The sequence below is a fragment of the Chryseolinea lacunae genome (genome assembly GCF_016735595.1).
Classification (GTDB): domain Bacteria; phylum Bacteroidota; class Bacteroidia; order Cytophagales; family Cyclobacteriaceae; genus Chryseolinea; species Chryseolinea lacunae.
Genome location: NZ_JAERRB010000001.1, coordinates 974,349 through 1,000,548, shown reverse-complemented (window position 1 = coordinate 1,000,548; position 26,200 = coordinate 974,349). Strand labels below are relative to the sequence as shown.

Annotated in this window: 29 protein-coding genes and 1 riboswitch; of the genes, 9 read left to right on the top strand and 20 right to left on the bottom strand. The window is 51.9% G+C overall.

The features are described from left to right. Positions 1-16: 16 nt before the first annotated feature. Positions 17-877, bottom strand: coding sequence for an SDR family oxidoreductase (locus JI741_RS03975; RefSeq protein ID WP_202007596.1), 861 nt, complete (start codon positions 875-877; stop codon positions 17-19). A gap of 33 nt (positions 878-910) precedes the next feature. Then, positions 911-2,086: a DUF748 domain-containing protein gene (locus JI741_RS03970; protein WP_202007594.1), complete on the bottom strand. Its 1,176-nt coding sequence runs from the start codon at positions 2,084-2,086 to the stop codon at positions 911-913. A gap of 237 nt (positions 2,087-2,323) precedes the next feature. Here JI741_RS03970 and JI741_RS03965 point away from each other — a divergent pair, with 237 nt between their 5' ends. Together JI741_RS03965 and JI741_RS03960 are read left to right on the top strand one after the other, a co-directional pair. Next, complete coding sequence (locus JI741_RS03965) at positions 2,324-3,547, top strand: phospholipase D-like domain-containing protein (protein ID WP_202007592.1); 1,224 nt, start codon at positions 2,324-2,326, stop codon at positions 3,545-3,547. A 193-nt stretch (positions 3,548-3,740) separates the two neighbouring features. Beyond that, positions 3,741-4,505: an SDR family NAD(P)-dependent oxidoreductase gene (locus tag JI741_RS03960; protein WP_202007590.1), complete on the top strand. Its 765-nt coding sequence runs from the start codon at positions 3,741-3,743 to the stop codon at positions 4,503-4,505. A gap of 101 nt (positions 4,506-4,606) precedes the next feature. Here JI741_RS03960 and JI741_RS03955 read toward each other — a convergent pair whose 3' ends face one another. The 4 genes from JI741_RS03955 to JI741_RS03940 form a co-directional block, all read right to left on the bottom strand. After that, on the bottom strand, positions 4,607-4,999 hold the full coding sequence (locus JI741_RS03955) for a DUF983 domain-containing protein (RefSeq protein ID WP_236675858.1): 393 nt from the start codon (positions 4,997-4,999) through the stop codon (positions 4,607-4,609). Between the two features lie 64 nt (positions 5,000-5,063). Next, complete coding sequence (locus tag JI741_RS03950; RefSeq protein WP_202007588.1) at positions 5,064-5,957, bottom strand: helix-turn-helix domain-containing protein; 894 nt, start codon at positions 5,955-5,957, stop codon at positions 5,064-5,066. A 48-nt stretch (positions 5,958-6,005) separates the two neighbouring features. Further along, positions 6,006-6,779: a peptidoglycan editing factor PgeF gene (gene pgeF / locus JI741_RS03945; RefSeq protein WP_202007586.1), complete on the bottom strand. Its 774-nt coding sequence runs from the start codon at positions 6,777-6,779 to the stop codon at positions 6,006-6,008. Between the two features lie 135 nt (positions 6,780-6,914). After that, the gene (locus tag JI741_RS03940) at positions 6,915-7,778 is read right to left on the bottom strand and encodes a sigma-70 family RNA polymerase sigma factor (protein WP_202007584.1); all 864 of its coding nucleotides are present in this window, start codon (positions 7,776-7,778) and stop codon (positions 6,915-6,917) included. Between the two features lie 597 nt (positions 7,779-8,375). Between JI741_RS03940 and JI741_RS03935 the strand changes: the two genes are divergently transcribed. Next, the gene (locus tag JI741_RS03935) at positions 8,376-9,647 is read left to right on the top strand and encodes an NAD(P)/FAD-dependent oxidoreductase (protein WP_202007582.1); all 1,272 of its coding nucleotides are present in this window, start codon (positions 8,376-8,378) and stop codon (positions 9,645-9,647) included. Positions 9,648-9,751: 104 nt separating this feature from the next. Next, positions 9,752-10,195, top strand: a complete 444-nt coding sequence (locus JI741_RS03930; protein WP_202007580.1) for an SRPBCC family protein — start codon at positions 9,752-9,754, stop codon at positions 10,193-10,195. 13 nt (positions 10,196-10,208) lie between these two features. Here JI741_RS03930 and tenA read toward each other — a convergent pair whose 3' ends face one another. The 6 genes from tenA to JI741_RS03900 form a co-directional block, all read right to left on the bottom strand. Continuing rightward, on the bottom strand, positions 10,209-10,862 hold the full coding sequence (gene tenA / locus JI741_RS03925; protein ID WP_202007578.1) for a thiaminase II: 654 nt from the start codon (positions 10,860-10,862) through the stop codon (positions 10,209-10,211). Further along, a complete protein-coding gene (gene thiD / locus JI741_RS03920; protein WP_202007576.1) occupies positions 10,846-11,706 on the bottom strand; it encodes a bifunctional hydroxymethylpyrimidine kinase/phosphomethylpyrimidine kinase in 861 nt (286 codons plus the stop codon). Before thiD ends, tenA begins: the two co-directional genes overlap by 17 nt. After that, entirely contained in the window at positions 11,703-12,356 is a 654-nt protein-coding gene (thiE, locus tag JI741_RS03915; protein WP_202007574.1) for a thiamine phosphate synthase, read from the bottom strand. The genes thiD and thiE overlap by 4 nt, the downstream gene beginning before the upstream one ends. After that, positions 12,353-13,150 (bottom strand): hydroxyethylthiazole kinase, encoded by a 798-nt coding sequence (gene thiM, locus JI741_RS03910; RefSeq protein WP_202007572.1) that lies wholly within the window; start codon positions 13,148-13,150, stop codon positions 12,353-12,355. Before thiM ends, thiE begins: the two co-directional genes overlap by 4 nt. A gap of 62 nt (positions 13,151-13,212) precedes the next feature. Then, a riboswitch (TPP riboswitch) is annotated at positions 13,213-13,307 on the bottom strand. A gap of 97 nt (positions 13,308-13,404) precedes the next feature. Continuing rightward, positions 13,405-13,782, bottom strand: coding sequence for a helix-turn-helix domain-containing protein (locus JI741_RS03905; protein WP_202007570.1), 378 nt, complete (start codon positions 13,780-13,782; stop codon positions 13,405-13,407). Between the two features lie 114 nt (positions 13,783-13,896). Next, positions 13,897-14,595 (bottom strand): 3-keto-disaccharide hydrolase, encoded by a 699-nt coding sequence (locus JI741_RS03900; protein ID WP_202007568.1) that lies wholly within the window; start codon positions 14,593-14,595, stop codon positions 13,897-13,899. A 481-nt stretch (positions 14,596-15,076) separates the two neighbouring features. Here JI741_RS03900 and JI741_RS03895 point away from each other — a divergent pair, with 481 nt between their 5' ends. After that, positions 15,077-15,265: a hypothetical protein gene (locus JI741_RS03895; protein WP_202007566.1), complete on the top strand. Its 189-nt coding sequence runs from the start codon at positions 15,077-15,079 to the stop codon at positions 15,263-15,265. A gap of 2 nt (positions 15,266-15,267) precedes the next feature. Here JI741_RS03895 and pdxR read toward each other — a convergent pair whose 3' ends face one another. Further along, positions 15,268-16,737, bottom strand: coding sequence for a MocR-like pyridoxine biosynthesis transcription factor PdxR (pdxR, locus tag JI741_RS03890; RefSeq protein ID WP_202007564.1), 1,470 nt, complete (start codon positions 16,735-16,737; stop codon positions 15,268-15,270). A gap of 82 nt (positions 16,738-16,819) precedes the next feature. On the opposite strand from pdxR, the gene JI741_RS03885 reads away from it, so the two are divergent. Together JI741_RS03885 and JI741_RS03880 are read left to right on the top strand one after the other, a co-directional pair. Next, a complete protein-coding gene (locus tag JI741_RS03885) occupies positions 16,820-17,242 on the top strand; it encodes a DoxX family protein (protein WP_202007562.1) in 423 nt (140 codons plus the stop codon). Between the two features lie 58 nt (positions 17,243-17,300). Beyond that, a complete protein-coding gene (locus tag JI741_RS03880; protein ID WP_202007560.1) occupies positions 17,301-17,744 on the top strand; it encodes a carboxymuconolactone decarboxylase family protein in 444 nt (147 codons plus the stop codon). Between the two features lie 79 nt (positions 17,745-17,823). Here the strand turns inward: JI741_RS03880 and JI741_RS03875 are convergent, their stop codons facing one another. From JI741_RS03875 to JI741_RS03845, 7 genes are all read right to left on the bottom strand, one after another. Continuing rightward, positions 17,824-18,402, bottom strand: a complete 579-nt coding sequence (locus JI741_RS03875; protein WP_202007558.1) for a gluconate 2-dehydrogenase subunit 3 family protein — start codon at positions 18,400-18,402, stop codon at positions 17,824-17,826. A gap of 16 nt (positions 18,403-18,418) precedes the next feature. Next, a complete protein-coding gene (locus tag JI741_RS03870; protein WP_202007557.1) occupies positions 18,419-20,098 on the bottom strand; it encodes a GMC oxidoreductase in 1,680 nt (559 codons plus the stop codon). A gap of 191 nt (positions 20,099-20,289) precedes the next feature. After that, the gene (locus tag JI741_RS03865; protein WP_202007555.1) at positions 20,290-21,006 is read right to left on the bottom strand and encodes a phosphatase; all 717 of its coding nucleotides are present in this window, start codon (positions 21,004-21,006) and stop codon (positions 20,290-20,292) included. 120 nt (positions 21,007-21,126) lie between these two features. Then, positions 21,127-21,978, bottom strand: coding sequence for a 3-deoxy-8-phosphooctulonate synthase (kdsA, locus tag JI741_RS03860; RefSeq protein ID WP_202007553.1), 852 nt, complete (start codon positions 21,976-21,978; stop codon positions 21,127-21,129). Between the two features lie 24 nt (positions 21,979-22,002). After that, positions 22,003-23,082 carry an iron-containing alcohol dehydrogenase family protein gene (locus tag JI741_RS03855; RefSeq protein ID WP_202007551.1) on the bottom strand — a complete coding sequence of 360 codons (1,080 nt, stop codon included), beginning with the start codon at positions 23,080-23,082 and terminating at the stop codon, positions 22,003-22,005. Continuing rightward, a complete protein-coding gene (locus JI741_RS03850) occupies positions 23,075-24,283 on the bottom strand; it encodes a DegT/DnrJ/EryC1/StrS family aminotransferase (protein ID WP_202007549.1) in 1,209 nt (402 codons plus the stop codon). The genes JI741_RS03855 and JI741_RS03850 overlap by 8 nt, the downstream gene beginning before the upstream one ends. A 307-nt stretch (positions 24,284-24,590) precedes the next feature. Next, positions 24,591-25,094, bottom strand: a complete 504-nt coding sequence (locus JI741_RS03845) for an ExbD/TolR family protein (protein ID WP_202007547.1) — start codon at positions 25,092-25,094, stop codon at positions 24,591-24,593. 137 nt (positions 25,095-25,231) lie between these two features. On the opposite strand from JI741_RS03845, the gene arfB reads away from it, so the two are divergent. Then, positions 25,232-25,648 carry an alternative ribosome rescue aminoacyl-tRNA hydrolase ArfB gene (gene arfB / locus JI741_RS03840; protein WP_202007545.1) on the top strand — a complete coding sequence of 139 codons (417 nt, stop codon included), beginning with the start codon at positions 25,232-25,234 and terminating at the stop codon, positions 25,646-25,648. Positions 25,649-25,738: 90 nt separating this feature from the next. Then, complete coding sequence (locus JI741_RS03835; RefSeq protein ID WP_202007543.1) at positions 25,739-26,149, top strand: hypothetical protein; 411 nt, start codon at positions 25,739-25,741, stop codon at positions 26,147-26,149. The last annotated feature ends 51 nt before the right edge of the window (positions 26,150-26,200 follow it).

Genomic DNA, 26,200 nt, shown 5'->3' with positions numbered 1-26,200 from the left:
AAAGGTTTTGATTCAATTAGCCATTCACAATTTCGCCGCCATTGGGATGAAGAAATTGTCCGGTCATGTATGCCGAGTCTTCGCAGGCGAGGAAGAGGTAGGAGGGAGCGATTTCGGCCGGTTGGCCGGCGCGTTCCATGGGAACATCGCTTCCAAACTTCGCGATCTTTTTGGGTTTGAACGACGAGGCAATCAGTGGCGTCCAGATGGGGCCAGGTGCAACACCGTTTACCCGGATGCCACGCTTCACCAGGTTTGATGAAAGGCTTCGTGTGAACGAAACGATGGCACCTTTGGTGGATGCATAATCAATGAGCGCGTCGCTTCCGCGGTAAGCCGTGACCGATGATGTGTTCACGATGCTGCTGCCTTTGCGCATGTGGGGCAACGCCGCTTGCGTGACCCAGAAGTAGGGGAAGATGTTTGATGAAAACGTGTTGATCAATTGTTTGGACGAAATTTCTTCGAGCTTCTGTTTTTCATAATGCAATGCCGCATTGTTAACCAGTATGTCAATTTTGTCGAATCGTTTCACAGTTTCGGCGACCACTTTTTTGCAATGCGTTTCCTTACGCAAATCGCCGGCAATGAGCAGGCATTCTGTGTGGACTTCCACCTGACGTTTGGTTTCGCGTGCGTCGGCATGTTCGTTCAGATAGGCAATGGCTACGCGCGCCCCTTCCTGTGCAAAGAGCATTGCTACGGCGCGGCCAATGCCGCTGTCGCCACCGGTGATGAGCGCTACCTTGCCGGCCAATTTTCCTTGTCTGAATTTTCGGGGCATCGAATCGGGCACCGGTTTCATGCTGGCCTGATGGCCAGGTCTGGGTTGAGCCTGTGGCTTGCGGAGAGGTTTGGGTTTGCCTTGCTTTTGCATAAAGGTTCTGTTGAATTAGGATGATTGGGAGTGTCAGCTCTTCTTTTTGTTCTTCTCTTTTTTCTCGTCTTCTTTTTTGTCCTTATCGTCTTTCTTACCGAATATTTTCTGAAGAAAATTTTTCTTTTCTTCCTTTTTTGTGTCGACCGACGCGATGTTTATTTCACGATCGATGGAGGGTTGAAGGGCCTGGATGAAGGCATTCTCCAGCACGTTGTAAATCGCCGTCCACACGTTGGTGTCGGGATTTTTGAGATTGCCTTTAAATTCGACTTTTGTGGCGATCTGGTCTTTCGATTGATTTTTGAAAATGGTGCCCACGGTGCCCACCACGCCTTCCCAGAGCTTCTGAAAAACATTGTCCTTCCGATCTTCTTTTCCCAACACATCGAGGTCCTGGATGAGCGGTTTCACATAGCCGGTAAATTTTCCCTGCTTGGCTGCCACTTCGATGTATAGTCCAAACCGGCCCTTGTTCACGTCAATTTTTGCGTAGGCCTGAAAAAATTCATTCAGCTTCACCAGGTTGGTGTTTTTCAGTTCGGCGTTCACGTCAAATGTGGGTTCGTCCGCCAGCGGATTCAACCTGGCATTCACCGAAAGTTTGCCTTCATAGAGATCGGCATGAAGCGCAAGCGAAGCCGGTAGCAACGCTGTGGAGTCGTAGCTGTTCCGGAGGTTCTTGGCCAGCGCATAGGCATGCGTGAGCGAGATGTCCACCTTCGGTTTCGAGAACTCGTCTTTGTATTGAAGCTGCGCGTCGTTCACTTCCACGCGGTTCACTTCGAGCGGCATGAAATCGTCGAGCAGTTGTTTGAAGCCGGAGGAGTCGTTCCGGATTTGTTTGGGTTCCACTTTGTCTTTTGTGAAGCGAACCATGGGGCGTTCAAAAATCAGCTCGCCCACAATGGAACCATGAAAGAGCGCTTTCCACTCTACAGACAAGTCGATTGCCTTCGCGGCAAAGAATGGGGTTTCCCGGTTGTGAACCGTATCCACCTTGTTCAGATAAATGCTGTCGATGGTGTAGGCGCCGCGAACCAGTGCAATGTCAACATCCTCCACATGGCCGCGATAGCCTTTCATGTCCGCCAAGGTTTTATTGAGATAGGTCAGCACCACATAAGGCAAGATTACCCGTGCGACCACAATCAGGACCACCACGACAAGGATGATGATGCGAATGTTTCGTTTCTTTTTTGGAGTCATAAGCGGATGGGTGAAGGACGACTTGCCGTCGCGTCTTCGTCGGACATGTTTCGATGCACGTCAAAATTTCATGCCAAAGCCAGCACCCGTGCAAGGTTGGTGTGAGGTGCCCGGAGCAATTGTGGACGTAGCGCTGGAGCGCGCTATGAGATCGCGTTTGAGGAATTATGTCTACACGGGTTGTCGTAATCAACGGTTGCTGTAGTACATTTGGTTTTTAGTTTTGTGTATACGCCTATGTTGGTTAAGAAACTTGCTGCTCCGCTCATCAATGAAAAAATTCTGGTTCAAGCCGAACGCGCCTTCATTGGCACAGCCGCCGTTTCGGAGCCTGCCTTTGATTTTGTGATCGGCCGTTTGCCGGTAAAGTGCAAAGTGGAGTTGGTGACCGGCCTCGATGTGCTGACGTCGCCGGCCGTGCTGCGCAGAACATGGGCACATTTTTCGGACCGCATCGAAGCGCGGATTTATTCGCGCAATACTTTCCACGCCAATGTCTACATCTTCGACCTTCCCTTTCGCAAGTCTGTGGCCTTCATCGGCTCCGGTGCGTTCACGCTCGAAGGGTTGAAAGACCAGGAGGAAGCGTTTTATAAAATTACCGACGCCAAAGAAATCGAAAACCTGAAGTCGTGGTTTGTGGGCTATTTCGAATTTGCCGAGCCCCTCACGGAAGCGATCATCGACGAATATGAACGGGTCTATCCGATGATGAAGCAACGCGAGATTGCCAACCGTCGCGATAAAAAACAATTCATGGACCTGACCACCTATGGATTTCAATGGGAGGGCATCCGGTTCAAGCTTCAGTATTTTAAGAAGGATGATTTCATGGTGCTGTCCAGTGCCAGCGCGTTGCACGACACCACCGAGTTGCGCGCGCAACGCGAGAGTGTGTTGTCGAAGTTGCTTCAACTGCATGAGTCCGTAAAGGCACACGTGGCCACGCTGAAGATACAGGATGACGACGCGCCGCAGGCCGTGAGCAGTCTGGACCCGCATCAACACAGCGACCAACGCCTGCGTACACTTTGGTTGTGCTATGGCTCGGGAAGCTCCGTGGAGCGCCTGCAATTGCAGCTTGTGCTCCGCCAACGCGATTTTGGAATATGGCTGGTGTCTGAGCCGTTAACGCCCGGCGTGGAAGTGAGGCGCTACCTGCACGATCAACTGAAGGACCCGTTGTTTCGTGCCAACTTCTTCAAACAACTTGTCGCACTTGGCGCCGGGCATTGGATTGAAGTGGCCGGCGATGTGCGCCATGTCGATACATTTCCCAACGAAGACGCCTTGTGGGAATTCACCCGCGGCGACGACGGCCGCTATTTCACGTTCAGAGTCGGAAAAAACTTTGGCCCCGGCGATGCTGATCTTTCGGCCGAGCAGATAACCGTCACCATCCGGAAGGAGTTTGATGGCCTGATGCGCATACACCGCCTCATGGAAGATGCTATGGCATAAGTGTGACTTCACACTATCACACCATCCTGATTTTCTGACCATCCCAAGCCTGCAATAACGTCCGTGTTTTGAGCGCGGGTTCAATGGGCTTCTGTCAAAATACTGAAATGCTCACCATTTTTCCTGAAACTGTCACCATTCTGCCCGGGCTGGTGCCGTCGATCTTTGTGTCATCATTTAAAGATCAGATCACATGGAATCAAGACAGAAGATTGCGCTCGTTACCGGCGGCAGCCGCGGGCTGGGCAAGAACATGGCGATGCGACTGGCCGAAAAAGGCAACGACATCATCATCACCTACAAGAGCAACAAAGCAGAAGCAGACAACGCGGTGGGCGACATCAAGGCCCTCGGCAGAAACGCTGTCGCCTTTCAATTGGATACGGCCGACATCCATTCGTTCGATGCCTTCTTCGGGGCTGTGTCAACGCACCTGAAAGAGAAGACGGGGCACGAGCGGTTCGATTTCCTGGTGAACAACGCGGGCATCGAGTCAAACGCGTCCATCGCCGACACCACAGAAGAAGCGTTCGACGCCTTGCTGAATGTGCACTTCAAAGGGGTTTATTTTCTCACGCAAAAGGCATTGCCCTTTCTGAACGACAAGGGCGGCATTGTTAACATCTCCACGGGCCTTGCGCGTTTCTCCACACCGGGGTTCGCGGCCTATGCGTCTATGAAAGGTGCTATCGAGGTGTTCACACGCTACCTGGCAAAAGAAGTGGGACCCCGCGGCATCAACGCCAACGTTGTGGCCCCCGGCATTATTCAAACCGATTTCACAAAACACATCTTTGAACATGCACCCCAGGCCATTCAATACATTGAAGCCCACACGGCCCTCGGTCGCACCGGTGTGCCCGACGACATTGGTACTGTGGTTGCGTTTCTATGTTCGGAGGATGCCCGCTGGATCACGGCGCAACGTATCGAAGCGTCGGGCGGAATGTTCTTGTAATAGTTAGGCTAGTATTTTTTTTTACGCCCGAGGCAATTTCTCAATACGGGGATTGCGCTCGGGCGTTCTTGTTTTTTAACGACGTGCTAAGAAGCGTGGCATTAGCATTTCTGCTTTCCGGCCGTCAGGTCATAATGAACAAAAATGTTGATCCATAACACGCGCGAGAGGCGGAAGGTGATGGGCAATAATCCAAAAACAACAATCAACAACACGGCAATCATTTGTGCTGTGGTCACTTCTTTGGTGAGAACAGACAAGGCTACCCACACCGCCACAAAGAACGCTGTGTTGATGGCGTAGCTCACAAACATCGCCCCGAAATAATAGCCCGGTTCTGGCTCGAACGGCTGGCTGCAGCAAGCACACGTTTTGTTCATGACCATGAATTTGGCTGGATGATAGAGCGTTCCCGCAGGAAACATTTTGCCCTCGTGACACCGGGGACACCGGATGGCGAGCATGCTGAACAGTGTGGAATCCTTGAAGCGCATGGCGATGATGATTTGGTTCTACAAATGAAACGGCCATGGGCCACTTTTGCGCAAGACAGTTTAGCTATTTTATAGCACGAATCAGACTTTCTTTGAATTGCTCGGGGGTGAGGCCGGTCTCTTTTTTGAAAAACCGGATGAAATACGAGCTTTCCGAAAACTTCAGGGCAGCGGCAATCTCGGCCACCGTCAGGTCGGAATAAGCGAAGTAGCGCTTCGCTTCCAGAATGACACGCTCGTGTATGAGGTCGCTCAGGGTTTTGCCCAATGCCTTCTTGCAAAGATTGTTGAGATAGGACGCCGACAGGTGCATGCTTTCGGCATAGTCGCGGGGTTGTTTCAGGGTGGTGTAGTGTGCGTCGATCATCTCTTCAAGCTTCCGCAGCTTGAACGTTAGTCCCTGCGACGCGACCTGGTTTGTTTCGGTGCGGTAGTGTTGTGAGAGTTTCAGCAACACCACATCGAGATAGCTTCTAAGGAGTCGCAGGTCAACCGGTGAAGTACGGTGAAACTCGCGGTGCATTTCTGTTATCACTGTATGTGGCATCGCGTCGGCATCGCGCGACAAAAGTATGTGGGGGTGGGGATGCAGCGAGTGAAAGAAAGGAAATTCCAGCAGACTGTTTTCAGACCACGCCATGCGATAGAACTCGGGCACAAAAAAAAGAATGTAGCCGTCGGTGCCGGGCTCCAGGTTCCAGGCGTGAACCTGCCCGGGTGTCATCACAAAATAGGATCCGGGGCTCACGGTGTATTTCTCAAAATCGATAACGTGTTCGCCGCCGCCGTGGGTCACATACAACAGCAGGTAGAAATCGTGCCGGTGTGGCTCGCTCACAAAAGCATGTTCGCGCAGGTGGGTTTGCAGGTCTTCGATATAGAACAACGCATCGTTTGCTTTTTTGCTGAACGAGTCGAGGCAGTAGACAGGCGTGTGATCTGTAGCGAGTAAATTCATTGACCTTATCGTGACAGGCTGCGGTTAACTATTCATTTATGGGACATCCTAAACCAACATGATGCCGGCGGCAAAACGCCCGGCGTCGCCTTTGCGGGCCGAGAAAAAGTGAACGTTGTTTTTCACCGAACAAAGGTTCGAGATTTCGATGTTGTGAGGCGCCACACCAAAGGCCAGCAGTTGCAGCTCGTTGGCGCGCCACAGGTCCAGCTTGGCTTTGGCTTCGGGCTGTGGAATCATGAGGCCGCTTTCGTGGCCAAACGCCGCGTGCACCGACGTCACCACTTCTTCGCCAACTTCATAGGCATCTTGGCTCACCGAGGGACCAATGCCCGCCACCAGATCTGCTCCCGTGGTGCCAAAAGCTTCGTGCATGGCATGCAAAGTTTTTTCCAGAATGTGCGCCACGGTTCCGCGCCATCCCGAATGGACAGCACCCACTGCGTTGTTCGTTCTGTCGAACAGCACAATGGGCACACAGTCGGCCGACATCACGGCAATGCAGACCCCGCGCTCGTTGGAGATGAGTGCGTCGGTGTCTAGCAATGTTTCCTTGGGTGTTTGTGACGTAACGCGAACAATGTTGGTCTTGTGTATTTGTGAGGGCATATACAACCGATCATCGGCCACGCCCATGGCATCGGCCAGCAAGTGCCGGTTGCGACGCACCAGGTCTTTGTCGGGTGTGCTGGAATAACTCAGGGTGAACTCGGCGCCGTTTTCGTTCGTGCTGCGGTCGGTAACAAAATGACGGATACCGTTTTCTTTTGTAAGTGTGTCGAATTGCCAAAGGTGCAGCTTGTTGATTTGAATACGCTTCATAATTTTTCTTCGACCGGAAATGCCCGATGGTTTCAAAGATAGATAAAAAGCAAGAAGCCGGTTCTATAGAAACCGGCTATGCGTTATGGTAAGAATACTATTTAATCCTCCGGAATTCCAGGCACATTTCGCATGTTATCCCAGATAGGCTTTCAGCGATTTGCTGCGTGATGTATGTCGCAGGCGTCGGGTGGCTTTTTCTTTGATCTGTCGCACGCGTTCGCGGGTGAGGTGCAACATCTCGCCGATCTCTTCCAGCGTCATGGCATTCGATCCGTTGAGGCCGAAGTAGAAGGAGATCACCTGCGACTCGCGTTCGGTGAGCGTGGCCAGCGCGCGGGCGACTTCGCGTTGCAGCGAATCGGCCAGCAACCCCGAGTCCGGGGTTTCTTCGCTGCCATCCACCATCACGTCGAGCAGGCTGTTTTCTTCGCCCTGCACAAACGGCGCATCAATCGACACGTGGCGGCCCGACAGCATCATGGCGTCGGTCACGTCTTTTGTAGACACTTCCAGGGCCGTGGCCACTTCTTCGTTCGACGGATCGCGTTGAAATTTCTGTTCCAGCTCCGATAAGGTTTTCGAAATCTTGTTGAGCGATCCCACACGGTTCAGGGGCAAACGCACAATGCGCGACTGCTCGGCCAGTGCCTGCAGAATGGACTGACGGATCCACCACACCGCATAGGATATGAACTTGAAACCACGGGTTTCATCGAAACGCTTTGCCGCCTTGATGAGGCCCACATTGCCTTCATTGATGAGGTCGCCGAGGGTCATGCCGTTGTTCTGATATTGTTTGGCCACCGACACCACAAAACGAAGGTTGGCTTTGGTGAGCTTTTCGAGGGCTATCGGGTCGCCCTGGCGGATACGCTTGGCTAACTCCACCTCGTCTTCGGAGGTGATCAGATCCACTTTCCCAATCTCCTGCAAATACTTGTCGAGCGATTGGCTTTCACGGTTGGTGATCTGTTTACTGATTTTTAACTGTCTCATCTATCTTTTTTCTTTTTTTATTCTGCTTCATAAGGTAGCTCAAAAGACACACTTTGCCTCGGCCCGGGCATCTTCTTTGTGAAAGATACCGCCGGTTTTATGCTGTGACCAGGGAGCTCAAGTGAGGTGTCGAGAAAGGGGAGGCGTGTTTTTGGGGCCAGATTGTTCGCTCGCGGCGAAAAGGCTTCAGGGAACTGGACGCGTAATCTTCCTCTCGCGTGGATAACAAAACGAAAGCCATAAAGGTTTTCGTATGGGAAAACATCACGATGGATATATACGGAAGGTAGCAGGATTTGGCCATTTTACAGAAGAAAATTCCTGCCTATAGCGTGACTTGACCTTGCTCAACTTCGGTGTGTTCAGCCATTGTTCATTGCTAACGATAGCAATGCAACCTTTGTTCTGACGGGGCATTCGTGCGTGAAAAGAGTGGGTAAATTATCTTGTTTTCTAAATCTTATCACCATGCAAAACGTTATCAAGACGGGTGTCAACGTGACGCCTAAGCAATGTGAGATGTGCTTCTGTTAGAGGAGAATTTTGTTTCGTCCGTTGACGTGTTCACCGGATTTATAGTATATATTTTGTATTGATATGAAAGAATATAGCAAACATGTCGTGATCGTCGGCGGAGGCTTTGCCGGCATCAACCTTGCCCAGTCGCTCTACAACAATCCCGAGTTCAAAGTCACCGTAGTAGATCAGAACAACTACAACTTTTTTCCTCCGTTGCTCTATCAGGTGGCTACGGGCTTTCTGGAAACGTCAAACATCAGCTTCCCTTTCCGCAAGCTTTTTCAGGGAAAGCGGAACACGTTCTATCGCATGGGCGAACTTCAAAAAATTGTTCCCGATCAGAAGAAGATCGTGCTGTCTACCGGTGAGGTAGACTACGATTATCTGGTGCTGGCCACTGGCACCGAAACAAATTTCTTTGGCATGGAAAACGTGAAGAAAAACGCCATGCCCATGAAAACTATCAACGACGCTATCGAAATGCGAAACTACCTGTTGCAGGTGGCCGAGCAGGCAACACGCTCCACCGACCTGATACAGCGAAAGCGTTTGGGGGCAATTGTCATCGCGGGCGGCGGACCAACCGGTGTAGAAATATCGGGCATGCTGGCCGAGATGCAGAAGTATATTTTTGCAAAGGACTATCCCGAACTTCGCGGCGCTGAAATCAAAATATACCTCATCGATTCATCGCCTACCCTGCTGCCACCCATGAGCAAGAAGTCGCAGCAATACACCTACGACACCCTGGTGAAAAGTGGTGTGGTGGTGAAGCTCAACACACAAGTGAAAGACTATGTGGACAACGCGGTGATTTTGGGCAACGGCGAAAAAATTGAAACCCGCATTCTCATCTGGGCGGCCGGCGTCACGTCCAAAGTGTTTGAAGGAATACCCAAAGAAAGTTATGGCCGCGGCCGCCGGCTCATCGTGGACGAACACAACAAAGTGACCGGTGTTGATGCCATCTATGCCATTGGCGACACCAGCATTCAGACCACCGACGCCAATTTTCCGGAAGGACATCCGCAGCTGGCACAGGTGGCCATTCAGCAAGGAAAGCTGTTGGCTAAAAATCTAAAAGCTCAACTTCATCAGAAGCCCTTAAAAGCATTTGCCTATAACGACAAGGGGTCCATGGCCATCATCCGGCGCAACAAGGCCGTGGCCGATTTGCCGGGCAGTCTGTTCTTCAGGGGCTTCATCGCATGGGCCATGTGGTTGTTCATACACTTGCTGTCGCTTATCAACTATCGCAACCGCCTGAAGACACTCTACAACTGGACGGCGGCCTATTTCACCCGCGATCAGTCGCTGCGTATGATTATTCGTCCCTCAAAACGGGAATGAGACGATAACAGGCGAAAAGGTTTTCGGGAAGATGTATCTTAGTATACCAGGGAGATGATGCAAACATCTCCCTTCTTTTTAGACAACCCCAAACGTTCATCGCCATGTGCAGCATCAAACACCTGCTCACAATTCAACAGCAAGCGTGGCCTGTCTACGCATCGCTCACCACCCTCGATGGCCTCGCCCAATGGTGGACGCCCAATGTGAACGGCGAACCCGACGAAGGTGGCACCATCCGTTTTTACTTCGACGACTACTACAAGGAAATGCAGGTGATGAAAAACGACCCTGCCGAAAAAGTGGTGTGGCGCTGCACCGAAGGTGTAGAGGAATGGATCGACACCATCATCACGTTTCAGATCATAAAAACATCAGAGCAGGCGTGCACGCTGGTCTTCAATCACGACAAGTGGGTGGCCTATTCACGGATGTTCTACCAGTGCAGCTACGACTGGGCAATGTTTCTGCGAAGCCTGAAACGGTATCACGAAACCGGCAAAGGTCAACCCTTTCCCGACCAGCATGCGTGGGAGCTTCCGCAATAAAACAACGGTTGTCTCACACGCTCCAGTGTTCCAGTCGCCATGCGCTATCCCAAAATAACCACTCCAACCGGCATGCCGTGACAAACGCTTCGGTCATGGCATCGCGTTGTGCCGGGGTGCAGGTTTCGGCTGCTTCATCACACATGCGGATGGCCTTTTGCACCAGCACACCAAAGGCTTCGCCACCATAGGTATCGATCCATTGCTGATAGGGATTTCCGTTTTTGTTTTGATGCTGCAGAATGTGATCGCCCACAGCTTTGTAGATCCAGAAACAAGGCAACACCGCTGCCATGGCCGTCTCTACCTGAGCTTGTGCAGCAGTGCTATACAGAAAAGCATTGTAGTGATGGCAGGAGGGAGAAACCGCGGGCTTATCGGCAATGCCCAGTTGTTCGAAGTAGCCGGCGTGTAACGCGCTTTCCACTACTAAAGCACCTTCGGCAAAACGAATAAATTCGAGCACAGTGTCTTTGCCATGCGCCCGCGAGGCAATGAGCGACAGGGTTCTGCCAAAATGTTCAAGGTAGTGCGAATCCTGTGCGATGTAGAATTTGAATTTTTCCTGCGCCAGCGAGCCCGCCATCAGTTCTTCAATGAACGGCATGCGTGTGATGGCGGCATAGATGGGCTCTGCGGTTTTCCAGGCACTAACACTCCAGGTCATATTTGATCAGTTTATGTGGATTGTAAAAATGATTGAGCGGGCCAATACCCAGGCCTGTTTGAACATCTTTGCCTTCGTCGAGCGCAGCGTGCACATACGATCGTGCTGCGGCAATGGCCTGAACAAGGTCAGCACCACGTGCCATGAACGCGGCAATGGCCGATGCCAGCGTGCAACCCGTGCCATGGGTGTTGAGGGTGTTGATGTTTGTAGAGGTGAACACTTCTTCGCGACCAGTGTTGTCGAGGAAGTAGTCGTGCAGGGTTTCGCCCTTCAAATGGCCACCCTTAACCAGCACGGCGCGGCATCCCTTTTGGAGAAGCCTGGTGGCGGCTACTTTCATGTCCTCCAGGTTGCTCACTTTCAGGCCGGTGAGCCATTCGGTTTCGTCGAGGTTGGGCGTCACCAGGGTGGCGTGGGGGAACAGGCTTCGCTCCATCGCGTTCACGGTTTGTTTTTCGATGAGCCGGTCGCCGCTGGTGGCTACCATCACGGGATCGAAGATCACGGGCACCGTGTAGGGCATAATGGAAAACGCAATGGCCAACGCCAGCTCGGCGGTGTGCACCATTCCGATTTTGATGGCCGCGGGTTTGATGTCGTCCATCACGGCCACAATTTGCTGTTGAACAATGCCGGGTGGCACGCTGTGAATGCCCGTGACGCCGCGTGTGTTTTGCACCGTGATGGCCGTGATGGCGCTGGTGCCAAAGCAACCGAGCGCCGAAAATGTTTTGAGGTCGGCCTGAATGCCTGCGCCGCCACCGCTGTCGGAGCCGGCGATGGTGAGCACACTGCGGTAGGTGTGGGTTCTTCTGATGTATGTTGTGTCTTCCGGTGTCATCGTTTCTGTTTTGATTTCTCTATTTCTTCTCTCAGTCTTTCGGCTGCCCGCGCCGGATCGTCGGCCGAACAAATGGCCGACACCACGGCGAGGCAGTCGGCACCGGCGCGTATCACATCGGCAGCGTTGTGCAGGTTGATGCCACCGATGGCCACAAGCGGTGTGGTGGTGAGTGCGCGCACTTTTCGTGTGCCGGCAAGACCCCATTCGGTGATGGTGTTGGTTTTGGTTGGTGTGGCAAACACGGGGCTCAGGGCCAGGTAGTCGGAACACATGGCCTCGGCATTCTGAATTTGTTTTTCATATTCCAGCGAATAGCCCAGCACTGTGCAGGCAGGCCATCGCGCACGCACCGTTCGCGGGGGCATGTCGGTGTTTCCCACATGCAGGCCCGCAGCGTGGCAGGCCTGCGCAATGGCGAGGTTGTCGTTGATGATGAGGGGCACGTCGTAGCGATCGAGCATGTCTTTCATGCGGAGGGCGCGCGTCAGAAATGCATCGTCGGCCAGATTTTTTTCGCGAAGCTGCACCAGGTCCACGCCGCCTTTCACGGCCGCTTCGGTCACCGCCATCACGTCGCGGCCGCGGCACGCGGCTTCGTCGGTGATGAGGTATAGTGAATAGGGAAATGCGATGGAGGCCAGGGTCATGCGCTCACCTTCACATGCGAAGAAAATTCAGCGGCAGTCAGCGTGTGAAGTTTATCGAGAATATTCACCTGCAAACTTCCTGGCCCTTTCGATTCCAGTGCTGCCAGTTCGCCGGCAACACCGAGCAAGGCCATGGCCGACGCGGTTGCCTCCAGTGCCTGGTCCGGATTGACGGCGAGAAATGCACCAATCAACGCCGTGGCCGAGCAACCCAAACCCGTCACCTTTGCCATCAACGGACTGCCGTTGGAAAGTTTGATGGTTTGGGTTGGTGTTGTGATGATGTCGGTTGCGCCCGAGATGCAAACCACGCTTCCAAACTTGCTGTGCAGAAACGCGGCGGCATCAAGCGCTTCATCGCTTCGGTGTGTGCTGTCTACGCCTTTTGTTTTGTTGTGGTTGTGTTTTGCCAGGGCAATGATCTCCGACGCGTTGCCGCGGATCACCGTGGGTCGCAGCAACAACAGGGCTTGCAATGTTTCGTCGCGATAGGGTGTGGCGCCTGCACCCACCGGGTCGAGCACCCAAGGCTTGTTGAGCGCATGCGCCTGCTTTACGGCAAGGTACATGCTCTTCACAAAATATTCGTCGAGCGTGCCGATGTTGATCACGACTGCGCCAACGATAGAAACCATGTCGCGCATCTCGCCATGCGCATGCGCCATGATGGGCGACGCGCCGGCAGCCAATAGGGCGTTGGCAGTATTGTTCATCACCACAAAGTTGGTGATGCTGTGCACGAGGGGCGATGTTTCCCGTACGGCCAAAATGTTTTTCCAGAATTGTTCCTTCATGCTTTTTACAAGGGTATAGAATGTATGTGGCAGAAGGAGTTCCCCGGAACGGGAAACCAATTGTTTCAAGAATTACTTTTCCCTTCGCCGGTATTAGCCGGATCAGGTTCAAAGGGTCTAATCTCAGTTCCTCGTCAGAACACCCCTAAAGCCGGGCTAAAGGTAAGAAGAAGGTTGGAATCGCAATGCGGGGAAAGCGAAATTCAAAACGTCATTCCGCGCGTGGTTCTAACCCGCGAGGGAGTAGAAAAATATCAGGCCACGGCCCGCAGATTCATGGACCCTAACGGGATTTGTTTGCGATACTGTGAAGGGCTCATGCCACCATAGGTCTTGAACCATTTGGTGAAATTGGACGGATCGTAGGTGAGCTTGCGCGCCACTTCATTGATGGAAAGGGCGGGGTTCTGCAAAAGATCTTTGGCGATGGCGAGAATTTTTTGTTCGTAGAAATAGCATGGATGTTTGCCCGTCAACGCTTTCACAACGTTGCTGAGGTGTGTGGGATGAATGAAGAGTTGCCCCGCCAGTTCGCGAAGCTCAAACATATCTTCAGAAGTGCCGTTCAGCACATCGTTGAGATGGCGATCGAGAAGGGACAGGTAGTCGTTGAAAATTTGTTCGCTGCGCATGGCGTTAGTCTGATAGGTGGAAGAGATTCGGCCCGATAGAACGACAAACAGGCAAACGACTTTTAAAGTTTGCGCTGGAGTCCTTTCAGCCTGCTTCACAAGACGCATGCGCGTTTATTTTATTTTTCCCTCCGTCAGTTTTGTGATGGGGGTCAGTTCCACTTTCCGGAATTCCACTTCCGATCCTTCGGCTTGCAGGGCAATGTTGCCTTCGGTGGCGGTGCAGTCGAAACCGGAGTTCACCAGGTCGCCGTTCACCCACACTCTTATGGCGCGGCCCACGCATTCCACAATCATGGTGTTCCATTCGCCCAACGGCTTTTCAGACTTGTCGGTCAGGTTTTTGATTCTTCTTTCTTTGCCCTCGGTGATGCCCCAGTCTTTTTTGGGACCGCGTCGTTTCTCCATGTCGGGCACGGCAACGTCTTCCACAATGCACCAGAAATCGCCGGCGTTTTCGTGCATCAACTGGGCTTCGATCGATTTCGGGAACATGCCATAGAGCGCCCGCGGTGTGGAGGCATGCACCAGCACGCCGCAATTGCCGGGCACACCCGCAAAGCGATACTCCACCCGAAGCCTGTAGTTTTTATAGACCGCGTCGGTTATGATATGACCCTGCGGATCGGCCAGGCTCACCAGCATGCCGTTGCGAACAATGAATGGATTTCGGGTGGTGTCGTTGTTGTCCATGGCCGGAACATCGATGTGCCATCCCGTAAAATCTTTCCCGTTAAAAAGGGAACGGGTCTGCGCATTCGAAACGGCAAACGCAGTGATCAACATAAAGGTGACGCCGACGAGTGTTTTCATGGGTGAGGTAAGGTTGGGGACTATACGCTGGATTTTGTTGAGGGGGAAGATAGTATTTTCGCATCAGAAGCGCGAGTACGTGATGAAAGGGAACGCTGTTTCGGGGCTTAAGGTCGATTCCGGGAATTCGTTTTCCCTTGGTGAGAAGGTCTTGAAGTTCTGCCGGCGTTGTTTGTTTCGAGGCCGTGCATTTCGTCGGCAAAAACTACCGTTGTTCGATTTGTCAAAAGCGTATCCAGGTTCTTCGTACCCGGCAAAGGGACGCCTTTGGCCTAAGGGAAACCCGTATTGCGGGGTTGGTGGCCCTGTTTTTTGGAAAATTGCCCTGAATATCGGGGGATTAGTACACTTTAGGCACGTGTTGTTCGATTCGGGGTTGATAAACAGCCCTACCCCGGTCCGAATGAACCAGATCTTTCGCTGAGACGGTAAAATTCCATGGCACGGCGGTTGCGTAGGGTGAGGAGTACTTAAAAAATACATGCGCACCGAATTTTTCAAACTCGAAACCGTTGACCGCAAGGTCGTTTTTTGGCTGGTGCATCACGTGCCCTCGGCCGCGCTGCGCTGCTGGATGGATCACACGGCCGAACACTACCGCCGGCTCAAGGGCGTCACCATCGATGTTGACAGGCTCTTTATGGAAGTGATCGAAGAGAGTTTGTGTTGAGGTTAGGATAACACCTCGCTGAGAATGGCAATCGCCTTCTCCTGTTCTTTCAGCTGTAGCGAAGCAAATCCCATTCGCGAAGCATTATAATCTGTTTTGTGCGTGTTGTAGAGCGTTCCATCCGCAAACACCAATCCCTTCTTTGCCGCCTTCTCTGCAATCTGTGTCAGTTTGCCACTGTTGAAGGTTGTCCAGATCGACATGCCGCCGTCTGGAATTTTGAATGTCACCTTTTCGCCAAGCGAGTCTTTCATGAGCTGGCAAAAATGATCGCGTCGTTCGTGATAGATTTTTACCACTTTCTTGATGTGTCGTCCCATCACGCCGTTGCGATATAATTCTGCAATGGCAACCTCCATCATGCTGTCGCCTTGCCAGTCCATGGCCCGCCGCAAATGCGCGGCGGCGTTGATAAAATTTTCGGGAGCCACCATAAACCCCACGCGAATGGATGGCGCCAGCGTTTTGCTGAGTGTGCCGATGTAGATCACGTTGCCATGATGATCGAGACTTGCCATGGGCAGAATAGGGTTGCTGGCATAATGAAAATCATAGTCGTAGTCGTCTTCAATGATGGCAAACTTATAGTGAGCAGCCAACTCCAGCAACCGGATGCGCCGGTCGGGCGGTAGGGTCACCGTGGTGGGGTGATGGTGGTGGGGTATGACATAGATGAGCCGGATTCTTTTCTTTTTGCAGAGTCGCTCCAGGGCTTCCACATCCATCCCATTTTCGTCTACCGGCACGCGCAGGATCTGGGCGCCCACGTGCTGGAAGGTGCGGGTTGCCGCGAAGTAGCTGGGTTCGCCCACCACCACGTTGTCGCCGGGTTTAATGAGCAGCCGTGCCGTCAGGTAGATTCCCATTTGCGCGCCCTTTGTTACCAGCACATTGGCGGGCGTGATGGGGAGTCCACGTGTGTCGCTCAGGTATGGGGCGAGTGTTTCGCGCAGGTAGGTGGGACCTTTCGCACTTCCGTATTGATAATATTTTTTATACGCACGCAACCGGGCCAGGCTTCTGAATTCGCGCAGAAACAATTCTGTGGGCGCCAGTCGTATGTCGGGGAAGCCGTCGTTGATGCAGAGTATGTTGGGGTCGGGAAAATTTCCCTGTGGAAAATGAACGATGCTTTTTTCGTCGATGGCGAAAAGTGTTTTGGTGGGGTATTGTCCCACGTCTTCGCCCGCCTTTATTTTTTTGGGTTTGATGTCGGGCAGGTCGCGCACCACAAACGTGCCTTTGCGCGGAATCATTTCAATCCATCCCTGGGCCATCAGCTCGTCGTAGGCGGCGAGCATGGTCTTGCGATGAATGCTAAGCAAACCGGCAAGCTCGCGCGACCCCGGCAGTTTCATCCCACGGCGCAATGTGCCCCGGCGGATGTTGTGAATGATGGCGTTGCTGATCTGCAGATACACCGGCACATCCTGGTGTTTGTCGATGGTGATGAGTTCGCGGAAGACGTTCATGACTGGACTACCTTTCTTCTTTACCCTGGACTATTCAAATAGTCCAATAAAGATAGATTTTTGAGTCCACAACATGAACACTATGAAAAAATATCAGGACCTCGCCATCTTGCTTTTGCGAGTCGCCACTGCGGCCAACTTTCTGTCGCCCGTGGCCAGCCGGCTGGGCTTTTGGGATGGTGACGCAAATGCGTGGCAGAATTTTGTGGCCTACACAGGCGAAGTAAATTCATTTGCACCAACGGCCGTTGTACCCCTGCTTGCCGTAGTGGCCACCACGCTGGAGGTTGTGTTTGCGTTGCTCTTGCTGGTGGGCTACAAGACGCGATGGGCTGCGGTGGGAGCATCTGTGTTGACACTATTGTTTGCGCTGGCCATGACCTACTCCTTTGGCGTGAAGGCTCCTCTTGACTATGCTGTTTTTGTAGACTGCACTTCCGCCTTCCTGCTGGCCACCATGCCTGCCTACCGGTGGAGCCTTGATGAATGGCAGAACCGTTCATGATTTTTACAGACCATTCGAGATCACCAACAATTCAAAATTCAAACAAATAGAATACACCATGAAATCCAGAATGAACATCGGCAAAATTGAACCGCGCATTTATACGGCCATGGATGCTGCGGAAGAAGCGCTAAAAACATTTTCGATCGATCCCAAATTGGCGGAGCTGATTCGTATCCGCGCCTCACAACTGAACGGCTGTGGCTTTTGCATCAACATGCACAGCAAAGACGCCCGGGCTGGCGGCGAAACAGAGCAACGTGTCTATGCCGTGAGCGCATGGTGGGAAACACCATTTTTTTCTGAAGCCGAACAGGTAGCCCTGAAGCTTACAGAAGAAGTGACCCGCATGACGCGGAAGGGTGTTTCGGAGAAAACCTACAACCACGCCGTGACACTGTTTGGTGAACAAACCGTGGCGCAAATCATTTTCACCATCGTCACCATCAATGCCTGGAATCGCCTGGCCGTGGCAACACACATGGTTGCTAAGAAAGACTAAGCAAAAAATGGAAGAGCAAAAAAAATGCTTGATGAAGTTATCCCTCATCAAGCATTTTGTTTGTGGTCAAGTTCTGTGATCAGGTTGCAGCCCAGGCTCTGTCGCCTTTCTTGTAAGGGTAGCAGCCGTCGTATTTTCCGGGTACGGGCAGGAAGCGAAGCGCTTTTGTTGAGCCTACTTCAGATGTGAAGTATCCCCACAGCGTGAGCTGTTTCACCATGGTGAAATAGTGTGCAGGGTCTTCTTCTTTTTTGGCTGCGGCATAGTCTTTGGCTTCCTTGTCAACGTCCACCAGCAGGTCATGTCTCTCGGTGGCCGAAAGGTCCATGAAACCGTTGGCGAATTTTTTCTCGGCGGCGGCATTCAGTTTGCCAATGCCTTCCATAAAGATTTTCTGATCTTTTTCTTCATAGCAGTCCGATACGATGGTCTTCATGAACTCGCCGATCTTCGATTCTTTTGCGCCGGGCGATGCGGCCGTGGTGGGCAGAATGGTTTCGCCCACTTCGTCGAGGAACGAAATGGTTTCCGGCGTGAACGTTGTGCCGGTGGCAGCCACTTCCGATTTTTTTGCGCATCCGCTGAGGAATACCTCGGAGCCGATCACGGTTCCGCCGAGGATAAGGCCTACGCGGGCTATGGCATCTCTTCTGTTCATAATGCTTCTTAAAAAATTAGATGTTCTTTTTCTTTAACTCACTCACTGCATAGTCAGCCGCGCGAGCGGTGAACGCCATGTAGGTAAGCGAAGGGTTCTGACATGCGGCTGAGGTCATGAACGATCCGTCTGTAACGAACACGTTCTTGGCATCCCACACCTGGTTCCATTTGTTGAGCACCGACGTTTTCGGGTCTTTGCCCATGCGGGCCGTTCCCATTTCGTGGATGCCACGTCCGGGAGTGCCGTCGCCTATGTGGCCTTTCACATTTTTCACACCGGCCGCTTCCAGCATTTCTTTGGCGTCGTCCAGCATGTCTTTGCGCATCTTGTTCTCATTGTCTTTCAGTTCGCAGTCGATGGCGAGAACATTCAATCCCCATTTGTCTTTGCGGGTTTTGTCGAGCGTCACTTTGTTTTCGTGATACGGCAATATTTCGCCGAAGCCACCCATGCCCATAGTCCATTTTCCGGGTTCACTCAGGGCCTCTTTATATTCGGCGCCGATGCTGTATTCCGCCACATTGCGACCCCAGCCTTCGCGGCTTGCGCCTCCCTGGTAGCCAAAGCCACGCAGATAGTCACGCTTCTCGCCATACATATTCCGGTAGCGTGGAATGTAAATTCCATTGGGACGATTTCCGAAAACATATTTGTCTTCATAGCCATCCACATCGCCGCCGGTCCACACGCCAAGGTGGTGGTCCATCAGGTTGTGGCCCAGTGTGCCACTGGCACTGCCCAATCCGTCGGGCCAGATGTCGGTGGCAGAGTTCATCATGATCCATGCTGTGTTTAGCGTGGAAGCGTTGAGGAACACAATTTTGGCTTTGTATTCGTAGGTTTGGTTGGTCTGTGCATCGAGCACTTCCACTCCGGTTGCTTGTTTCTTGTCTTTGTCGTAGAGCACTTTGGTGACGATGCTCCAGGGGCGCAGGGTTAGGTTGCCCGTCTTCACCGCAGCCGGCAAGGTCGACGATTGTGTGCTGAAATATCCACCGAAGGGACAGCCCAGTCCGCATTTGTTACGGTATTGACACTGCGTGCGTCCGGCCAAGGGACCCGTCACGTGCGCGGCGCGGCCGATAATCATGTGGCGTTTGCCTTTGTAGGTTTCTTTGATGCGGGCGGCGACATCCTTCTCCACACAGGTCATGTCCATAGGAGGCAAGAACTGTCCGTCGGGAAGGTGGTCGATGCCATCTTTGTTCCCGCTGATGCCGGCAAATTTTTCTACGTAGTCATACCAGGGGGCAATTTCTTTGTAGCGCACGGGCCAGTCTACGGCGATGCCTTCTTTAGCATTGGCTTCAAAGTCGAGATCGCTGAGGCGATAGCTTTGCTTGCCCCACATCAGTGAGCGTCCTCCCACGTGATAGCCGCGAAACCAGTCGAAGCGCTTCACTTCTGTGTAGGGACAGTCTTTGTCGCTTGCCCACCAGTCGGTATTTATTTCGTTCAGCGGATAATCGCGCTTCAGCACAGGATAGTCCTTCACAAGACTCAGGGGTGCTTTGCCGCGATGGGGAAATTCCCAGGGCGCTTTATTGGTCTGTGTGTAGTCTTTCACGTGTTCTATATTCTGGCCACGTTCCAGCATAATCACCTTCAGTCCTTTTTCACAAAGTTCCTTTGCTGCCCAGCCTCCGCTAATACCCGAGCCGACAACAATGGCATCATAAACATTCTCACTCATAAGTTATGGTATTTTAAAGAGGCATATTACGAATTGTTTGTCATTGTTGTATCCCACAAAGGGTAGGAAATGTGTCTGAATGACACATCCGTTAATTTTTAACAAAGAAGATCCTGGTAATTGATAACGCTTCTAAATAATGTAGTTGCGAAACCGAACAACCGTTATGATTCATAGGCAAAACTCAGAGACTACAGCACAATTTCCTGTCGTGCAATCTCGTTGTTCACCACGGTGAAAAAAGAAGTGGGAAGGTTTTGTCGTTCTTCAAAATAGGTTTTGTAGTCCGGCGAGAAGGTTATGCGATGCTCCAGCGTTTCATCATAATTTCCACTGAGGGCAATAACAAGTTCGGTGATTTCCCGCACGCCGAATTGTGATCCGTCGTGTGCGGTGATGTAGTCGGCCAGGCCGTTGTCGATCACATATTTTCGAAACATGGGGTTGGCCTTCCGGCTGATCATCATGCGCAGGCCGCAGATGCGGGCGAGCGAGAGGTCAAGCACGTCGTCAAAAACAAAGAGGATATTTTCGTTGGTGAGTCCGAATGTTTTGTTGAAGTGGGAGAGGGCAATGGTTTTGTCCCTCACTTTGAAATAGACATGATGGAAATGTTCGCGTGCGCCGAACTTGAATGATATTTTATTTTCCTCACCCGACAACACCGCCGCATACGGCATTTTCTGTTCCGGCATCCAACGGCTCAGGCGCATCAGGTTGGTGCCCATGGCGTCGGTTTCGCTAAAGGTGCTGCTGCCGTGTTCGTTTTTTGTGCCGTCGTTAAACACGCCATCCCAATCGAACACAAAGGCTTTGATGTTTTTTAATTTCTTCGACAATTCTTCAATGGGCGTAACAAATTGCCCGCCTGGCGTGCTGAAAATTTTTTCGATGGAAGAGAGAGACATGTTCGGAAGTTTAGAAAAGTGTGATGGAATTGTGTAAAACTAAAAGAGCCTGCATCGGAAAGCAAGTGTTGCTTTTGATACAGGCTCTTCGTTCAGAAGAATGTATAGCTACGGCTGTGCTCAGGCAAGCACAACTTCACGGCTACGATATTTCACTTCAATGGCGTGCAGTTCGAGAACGGGTTTCAGGAATTCTTCCAGGTCGTATACGCACAGCTGGCTGGCGGCATCGCACAACGCCTTTTCAGGCTCGGGGTGTGTTTCGATGAAAACACCATCAACACCCGAGGCTACGCCGGCGCGCGACAGGACCGGAAGGAATTCGCGTGCACCACCTTTTGCGTCGGCGCTGGGAATGCCATACTTGCGGATCGAGTGCGTTACGTCAAACACCACCGGGTAGCCGATGCGGCCCATGTGATAGAAGCTGCGGGGATCAACAATGAGATCGTTGTAGCCAAACGTGTAGCCACGCTCGGTCAGAATGATGTTGTCGTTGCCGGCTTCCACGCATTTTGCTGCGGGGTGCTTCATGTTTTCGGGCGACAGAAACTGGCCGTGTTTGATGTTGATGGTCTTGCCTGTTTTGGCAGCGGCCACGATCAGCGTAGATTGCATGCACAAGTAGGCGGGAATCTGAATCACATCCACCACTTGACCGGCAGCGGTTGCCTGGTCGGGATAATGAACGTCGGTGAGGATGGGAAATCCAAACTGCTCGCGAATTTTTGCCAGCATCTTCACGCCTTTGTCAAGACCGGGACCGTCGTAATATTTCAAGCTGCTGCGATTGTCTTTCTGGAATGAAGACTTGTAGATGATTTTGATGTTCAACCGTTCCGAAACTTCTTTCAGCTTCTCGGCAGTTTTCATCATGATCAACTCGTCTTCAATCACACAGGGACCGGAGATGAGGAACAACTCATCGGCACCGCATTCAATGTTTCCTACTTTAACTATTTTTTTGCTCATGGCTGCGAGATTTAAAGGTTGATATTATAAGCGTTTGAATAAATCCTTGATCGTATCGAGGGTGATCTTGTCTTTCCAATCCAGACCGATGGCGTGGTTCCACATGTGCGGAAGATTGTATGACACTTCGGCCATCCGGGTGATTTGCTCTTCGGTCCATCCTTTGGCGATTCCTTGGGGCAGGGTGATGTTGTGTTTCTTCAACATCTTTTTGAAATCGGCTACGCCTTCGGGATAATAGTCCTGGAGATGATTGAATGCAAGACAGTTTGCATAGCAATGACGGGTGCCCAGAATTTTTGAAAGCCCGTAGGACAACGCATGGCATACACCCACTTCGGAGTAGGTGAGGCTGAGTCCGCCCATCAACGATGCCACCATAAGTTTCTCATCGTTATCGGGTGTCTGGCCGCTGCCTTCGTTGAGGTAAACGTCTTCACAAAGTTTCAGTGCCTGTTCGGCAAATGCGTGGCTATAGACATTGTTGTAGATGCCGTTCTCGGATTCGATGCAGTGGATGTAGGTGTCCATGCCGGTATAGAACCACCAGTCGGTGGGAACGCTGGCAATGAGATCCGGATCGAGCACCACTTGATTAAACACCGTCCACTCACATTTCAGCCCCAGCTTTTTCACAGGACCTGTCAACACGGCGGTCATCGAAACTTCCGCACCTGTTCCGGAGATGGTGGGGACACCCACGTGATAGATGCCCGGCTTCTTCACCAGGTTCAGGCCTTGATATAGGGTGGAAGATCCTTCGTTGGTAAACATCAGCGACGACGCCTTGGCGATGTCCATGATGCTGCCGCCACCAATGCCGACAACGCCGGCGGGCAAACCATTTTTGGCCAGCACCTGATCGCGGATGGTGTCGATTTGTTCGGTGGTGGGTTCGTATTGATCAACGTCGATAAACATGACCACGTCGCCCGGCTTCTGCGGAATTTGTGATGCGAGCGGTTTGTCCTTGAAATAATTGTCCACGACAAAAAGCATGAACTTGTCGTTGTCGTTTCGTCGTTCGTTCAGAATGTCGCCCAGCTGGGCAAACGATCCACGGCCGAAGACGGTCTTTTCTATTCCTTTGAAATTCTTATGCATGTACAGTCGATAAAGCCTGGTTAACACTTTTTGAAATTCCTTCCGCCAAAGCGTTCAGTTGTTCCGGTGTCCATGTGACACGGATGCCAAACGAAATGAGACGGCCCACCACATCCTGCGATTTGGGCAGGTGGAGGTTTTTATAATCCTGCGGCGCGCCCAACACGTTGATGGTAAGTTTTGCCGCTACTTTCAGATCTTTCAAATGATCCCACTGGTTGATGAAGTGATACATGTTGGTGAACCAGTAGTTGAAGCCGCCGATGCCGTTGGCGTTGAGTGCTTCCACGGTGCGCTTGGCGGTTTCCGTGTCGGGCATCAGGAGGTTGAGAAACGTAGCCGAGTCTCCCTCGGGATCCACGATGGTGGCAAAGCCGATGCCGGGTGTTTTGCTTAGGGCGTCCGTTAAAAACTTTTTGTTCTTGCGATTCACTTCGCGGATGTGGGGCACGCGACGTGTCTGCACGGCGCCGATGGCAGCGTGCACTTCGCTGATGCGGAAGTTGAAGCCAATGATGGGGTGGTTCTCCATGCCGCGGTTGTTGCCAATGTGGTCGTGACCGTGATCGGAATAGGTTTCGGCATGATGATAGGCTTGCTCGTCGTTGGTGACCAGCACACCGCCTTCGCCCGCCGTAGCGATCTTGAAGAAGTCGAAGGAGTAGCAACCTGTTTTTCCAAAGAGGCCCACACTGGTGCCTTTGTAGGAGGCTGCAAATGCCTGGCCTGCATCTTCCACCAGCACGAGGTTATGTTCTTTGCAAACTTTCAGAATCTCGTCCATGTTGGCCATGCCGCCACACATGTGCACCAGCAGAACGGCTTTTGTTTTTGGTGTAACCGCCTTGCGAATGCCGTCGGCACTGAGGCAAAGGGTTTCGTCTACTTCGGCAAACACGGGGAGTGCTCCGGCGAACAACACCGCTTCCACAGAAGCAATGAAGGTGAAGGGAGGAACAATCACTTCGTCGCCTGCGCCAATGCCGGCACCGGCCAGCGCACACGCCACGGCGGTGGACCCGCTCGACACGGCATGGGCAAACTTTGCGCCCGTGATTTTCTTCACTTCCGCTTCAAAATCGCGTGCTTTCCATTGGTTGTTCCGCTGGGCATCGTGACCATAGCGAAACAAAACGCCGGTTTCGAGCACGTCATTCACTTCTTTTTTTTCTTCGTAACCGAATAATTCAGTTCCTGGCATATAGTTATGGATATGGTTTTTTACTATGAAATAGGTAGAATTTAGGACGAAATGACCATTTACCAACTTTGGCTAGACTATAGACGGGAAGAACACCTTTTCAGCGTTCCAAATTCCCCACAATAATATTAAACTTTCAGGTCACCCTCGCCATATAAGGGCATTTTTTGACGGTTTGGAGGCCTTATTGGCAGGATTGGGATGGTGGGCAGAAGCGCGGTGCCGCGCAGCAGGAGGGATGGGTATTCAAATTTTCTAAGGACGCCATTTGCGTCCTTAGAAAATGTAAGATGAGGTCAGCAAGGTGTTAGTGGATGACCCCGTTCATCAACTGTGTGTCTTCGTCGGTGATCTTCACGATAGCATAGTGGGGAACCGCGGCGATCGACATTTCGTCGAGCACGTCCACAATGTTTTGATACTTGGCTTTGACAGATGGTTTGATGAGAACATACAACCCTTTCACGGAAGCATTTTTTTCGCGCAGCAGTTTGCGCACACCCTTGGTGGAATAGTCAGTGACCTGGAGTGGGGGTTTGGGCAGGCCTACATACGAATAGATTTTATTGTTTTCGCCCAGCACCAGTGTCAGCACTTTGTCGGCTTGAACAGGACGTTGTTGTATGGGATTTTCTACTTTCTCGGGCATGTCTACCTGCATGGTGTAGGGCTTGAAAAAAGATGTGGTGAGCATGAAGAACGTTAACAGCAGGAAGGCAAGGTCTACCATTGGTGTCATATCGATGTGTGTGGAGGCTTTTGAACGACGCACTTTGCCGCGCGTCTCGTCGGACGTGTTGATCATGGCCATAATCGTATGTGTTTAGGTTTGATGTATGCTTATAATTCCGCGGTGAGAGAATAGTCACGGCTGCTGGCGGATTTATGATGTTGCATTTCGATCGCGGAGAAATATTTGTTTTATCTTCACGAAAAGTTTTATCCCGCATGTCTGCTCAACGTCCGATAACGGCTGCACTACTTGGCAGCGAACTAACCTTCACCACCTCGCGCAGCAGCGGCCCGGGCGGACAGAACGTGAACAAGGTGAACACGAAAGTGACGCTGAAATTTGACGTGACCCAATCGCTCGTGCTCACGCCCGAAGAAAAAGAAATCATCGCGGCCAAGCTCGCCACCAAAATGACAACCGACGGTGTGCTGATCATCACCTCGCAAGACAAACGTTCGCAGCTACAGAACAAGGAAGAGGCCGTGGCCAAACTCGACGCCTGGTTAACAAAAGCGTTCGCGAAGAAAAAGGCGCGCAAAGCCACCAAACCTTCCAAAACGTCGGTCCAAAACCGGATCAACAAAAAGAAAAAAGCATCCGAGAAGAAACAGTGGCGTCGCCGGATCGAGTGAGGAACGGCATATTCCCGCTGTGAACTAAATGCAATTGTGTTGCATAAGTGAGGCGGGCTACCTACTTTTGCCTTTCAGGCACCGGCAACTTTGAAGGGTATCCAGAACCATAACGGCACAAACATTCTCGCCACGTTGAAAAGCGGATGTGTTCTGCTTTGGCTTTTGCTCTATGGTGTCGGTTCGCTTTCCAACGAAGGGATTCACGCCTTTTTTCACAACAACGAAGTGGCGCTCCACACGGTGCAAGAGGAGAAAGACCCTTGTCACCGAAACATCTTTCACCAGGACAACAAAAGTTGTGAGCACAAAACGCACGTTGCCAAGTTAAGAAAGTGCCCCCTGTGTCAGTTCTCGTTTCATGCCGATCAATGGCTCAGCCAGGAAGCCCATACCGACAACGTTGAATTTGTTTCTGCTGTGCCGATGGCCACGTGCGTATTTCTATGGCACACTTCGGCCCTGCAATTGCCCTCCCGCGCACCTCCCGTGCTGTCGTAAAAATCTTTCTTGTTCATCAAGCTACCGGCCTTGACGCCCGTAGGTTTCCTT